Raw genomic sequence first — 4,113 nt, 5'->3', positions numbered from 1 at the left:
CGCAATATCAAACTTGCTAGAACATGCCTGAGACTGGCAAGCAGCCCTCATAGAACTTTCAGTTGGTGGTTTGTAACGATACGGAGACGGCTGGAATCTAATCTATGCTCAACGTCGGGAGCGTCTGATGTGTATAGGAGGCAGCCCGTGGTCACCGCGCCGGACGGCTCGGCGGTGCGGCCGTTGTGCGTCCTGGAGGGGGCCGCGAGTTTCGCGCAGTTCGAGCTGGCGCCCGGGCAGGTGTCCCAGGCGGTGTCCCACGTCAGCGTGCGGGAGGTGTGGTACGTCGTCGCGGGCCGTGGGGAGATGTGGCGCGGCCAGGACGGCCGGGAGGAGACGACGGTGCTGGAGCCGGGGGTGTGCCTGACGATCCCCCTCGGCACCACGTTCCAGTTCCGGGCGGGGCCGGAGGGCCTGCGGGCCGTCGCGGCGACCGTTCCCCCCTGGCCGGACACCCCGGACGAGGCCCGGCCCGGGCAGGGCCCCTGGTGAAGGCGTGACCACCCCGCGGGCGCGGTGCCGCCCGCACCGGGACACCCGAGGGTTCGATGTGGCGGGTGTCGGGGCGCCACTGGGGTGCAATGCCGATACCGGGGGGCAGCAGGTCCAGGTCGTCGAACAGGACGCGCGCTGGAAGCGTGGCGTGGCGCGATCCGGTGCACATTGTCGACGGTAGGCAGGCCGGAGCCGGTGCCGCTGAACTGCCGCACCCCGGCACTGGCGACGGCGCGGACCTGCGCCCGCCAATCAGCGTGCGCAAGATGTCGGCTCCGGAGAACCGGGGCGTGAAAGACGTCCCTGAGTTCGCGGTCGGCTGCGAAGTGATTCTTGCCGCCCAGCAGATAGTCGTACACCCACGCGACGCTCGGGCGCGGCGCGTCGGTACCGGGCAGTGCGGCACTGTCGTACCCCACGGGCGGTCCCCTTCCCCGCCCCGGAGTTGCCTGCCCGTGGCGCGCCGCCATGACGTGCACCCCGCAGACAACTGGGTGGCAGTGGCCGGGGAAGCGGCCGGGGTCTCGATTCGGTGAACGCGCACAAGCGCTTCTCTCCGGCCGTGTTGAGTAGGGCGGGTCGATTCGGTCGCGAGTCCGTTCGAGGGGTGGAGACTCTGGTGGTGCGGTGGCCCATGAGGATCATCGGTGGAGGCAGCGTGGCCGTGGCCCTGGCCGTCGCCACGGGACAGATCCTCGTGGACGGCAAGCTGAGTTGGGAATGGCTCTACCTGTCACTGCTGCTGGCCGTGGTCCTGGCCAGGGCACCGGCGGACCCCACCGCGGCGGACGCGGGCGTGACGGTCCCCGGCCGCCGCCGCGCGTACTTGCGCCAGTTACGGGCGAGCGTTCGGGACATGGAGACAGTCGGCGTCTCCCTGCAGAACCCGTTCGTGCTGCGCATGCGGCAGGTGTACGTCGATGTCAGCCTGATGCCCAACCCACGCCAGGCCGTCGCACGCGAGCCGTTTCTCGGCTCCGTCCCTCCCGCGCAGGAGGCGGTCCCGGGTCGGCGGCGCACCTTGCAGTCTTTTCTGGAGGCTCCTGGTGGGCGGGTGCTGGCCGTCATCGGGGGACCCGGTTCGGGCAAGACGACACTGGCGCGGAACACCGCGCTGAAGCTGAGCGAGAAGGGGCTTCTCGCCCGGGGCCGCCGCAAACTGCCGGTGCTGATGTATCTGCGGGACCATGCCGCGGCGATCCTGTCCGAGGAGGCGCCGGGGCTGGCGGAGGTGGCGACCGAGGCCGGCTGGCTGGCCGGCAAGGTTCCTCCGGCGTGGCTGGAGCGACGGCTGGACCGGGGCCGGTGCCTGGTGCTGCTCGACGGTCTGGACGAGGTCGCCGACGAGAGGGACCGCGGCCGTGTCGTGGCCTGGGTGCGGCGGCAGGTCGAGCGCTACCCGGACAACATCTTCGTCGTCACGTCCCGGCCCCACGGCTACCAGTCCAACCCGCTCCCGACCGCGGAGGTCCTGCAGGTCCGGCGCTTCACCGGCGCGCAGATCCGGCAGTTCCTCCATGGGTGGTCGTACGCGACCGAGAGCCGCGCCAGGGACTGCACCGGCCCCGAGACCAGGGCAGCGGCGGTGGAGAAGGCCGAGGACCTGCTCGGCAGGCTGCGCAGGCAGCCGGCGCTGTACGATCTGGCCGCCAATCCGCTGCTCCTGACGATGATCGCCGATGTGCACCGTTACCGCGGTGCTCTCCCCCGCAGCCGCGCCGAGTTGTACGCCGAGATGTGCGTCGTCCTGGTCCATCGCCGCTACGAGACCCGGGGGCTGACCGACGCCACGACGTTGACCGGGCCGCAGAAGGAGCGCATCGTTCGGCAGCTCGCCCTGGCCATGATGCGCGACGGCCTCCGCGACATCCCGGCGGGCGACGCCGTCAAGGTGATCCGCAAGCCGCTGCGGCAGGTCTCACGGCAGTTGACGCCGGAAGCGTTCCTCGACGAGGTCCGCAGAAGCGGGCTGCTGGTGGAACGGGAGCACGGTGTCTACGCGTTCGCCCACCTGACGCTGCAGGAGTACCTCGCCGCCGCCCAGATCGGCGATGCCCGGGAAACCGGGCTGCTCACCGACAAGGTGAACGACCCGTGGTGGCGGGAAACCACTCTGCTCTGGAGCGCCAACGCCGACGCGACTCCGGTGCTGCGGGCGTGCCTGGACTCGGACACCGTGCGGGCACTGGCTCTGGCCTTCGACTGCGCCGAGGAGGCCGCCGAGATCGACCCCGACACACGGGGCGTTCTGGAGACCCTCCTCGACAAGAGCAGGGAGCCGGACATCGACGGTGCCGGGCCGGACCGGCACAGGTTGCTCACCGCGGTGGCCGCGACGCGGAGCCTGCGTGACGTGATCAGAGTCGGCGAGGACATCGGCGTCTGCGCCAGACCCGTCACCGCTGAACTCTGGTCCTCCTTCGTCCGGGCCGAACAGGCCGCGGGTCGCTACACGCCTCACCCCGACGGCACGCGGGACGACGGGCACGCCCCGGCCACGGGGATGTGGGCCGGGGACGCCGCCCGCTTCGTGGAGTGGCTCAACGGCCTGTTCGACGACGGCACCACCTATCGCCTCCCCACTCCGGCGGAACTCTCCGACCCGGCCATCGGGTTGATCCTCGACGCGACGCGCCACACGATCTGGACACGCGACGCGCGGGCCCAGCCGACGGCGGGGGTACGCCTGCACCAGCCGGACGGGGCGCCCTGGCCGTACACGCTCTCGCCGGAACAGATCACCGTCCGTGTGACGGCCGACCGAGTCAGTACCACCCCATATCTGCGTCTGGCACTGACGAGCGCGACGGAACGCGACCTGATACTTCCCTATAGCCGGACGCTGGCCACGGCGCTCCAGCGCGCCCCTGAGATTCCCCGGCCGGATCTCCGTCCGCTGGAGGCCATTCTCGGTACCGCCCTCGCCCACACTCTGGCCCATGGGCTGGCCCGCGCCCTGGCCGGGGGCCGGGGTGAGGCGCTGGTCCACGATCTCGCCCGCGCTCGTCTTCTCGCCTCCCATCTGGATCCCGCCCTCGCTCGTGCGCTCGACATCGAACTCGGTCTCAATCTCGGCCTCCCCCCGGGTCCTTTCCCCGACCGGCACCTGGCACTGACCCTGGCCCAAGCCCTGGCGCGCGTCCTGGACCGTGCCCTCGACCTCGACCGAGGCCTCGACCTCGCCCATGGACTCGCCTTCGACCTCGCCCGGCGCCTCGACCACAGCCGCGCCCTGGGACGGGCCCGGAGCCTCGCCCGTACCCTCGCCCTGGACCTGAGCCGCGCGCTCCGACACGCGTGGGCCCGTGGCTTTGACCCAGGTCTCGAGTCCGGCGCCGATCTGCGCTCCGACCTCGGCCCGGGGACAGTCCTGGCCCTCATAGCGCATGCCGGCCGGGCTGGTGCTCGCGAACTCGCCCGGGAACTCGACCTCGACCGCGACCTCGATATGAAGGACCCCGCTCTTCCCCTTCAACAGGATTTGAACCTCACCCTCGACCTCGCCCTCGACCTGGCCTTGGACCGCTCCCCGCCCGTCCCGCCCCATCGGCTGCGAAGATGCTCTTCTTGTTCCCGCTTGTCACCGCAACCTTCGCACGCAACTGCCTAGCATCCGGA

2 protein-coding genes and 1 pseudogene are annotated in these 4,113 nt (G+C 70.7%); 2 read left to right on the top strand and 1 reads right to left on the bottom strand.

The window, feature by feature from the left end; translation table 11 throughout:
* Positions 1 to 147 precede the first annotated feature (147 nt).
* Positions 148 to 492: a cupin domain-containing protein gene (locus BN2279_RS07530; RefSeq protein WP_199827656.1), complete on the top strand. Its 345-nt coding sequence runs from the start codon at positions 148 to 150 to the stop codon at positions 490 to 492.
* A 143-nt stretch (positions 493 to 635) separates the two neighbouring features.
* On the opposite strand, the pseudogene BN2279_RS31420 reads toward BN2279_RS07530, so the two are convergent.
* Positions 636 to 965 (bottom strand): annotated as a pseudogene (locus tag BN2279_RS31420) (SAM-dependent methyltransferase); the annotation flags it as partial.
* Between the two features lie 164 nt (positions 966 to 1,129).
* Here BN2279_RS31420 and BN2279_RS07525 point away from each other — a divergent pair.
* Complete coding sequence (locus BN2279_RS07525) at positions 1,130 to 4,105, top strand: NACHT domain-containing protein (RefSeq protein WP_079031955.1); 2,976 nt, start codon at positions 1,130 to 1,132, stop codon at positions 4,103 to 4,105.
* Positions 4,106 to 4,113 lie beyond the last annotated feature (8 nt).

The organism is Streptomyces specialis (assembly GCF_001493375.1).
In the GTDB taxonomy this organism is placed as follows: Bacteria; Actinomycetota; Actinomycetes; order Streptomycetales; family Streptomycetaceae; genus Streptomyces; species Streptomyces specialis.
Note: the sequence above shows the minus strand (reverse complement) of the source record. Positions and strands in the feature narration are given on the sequence as shown.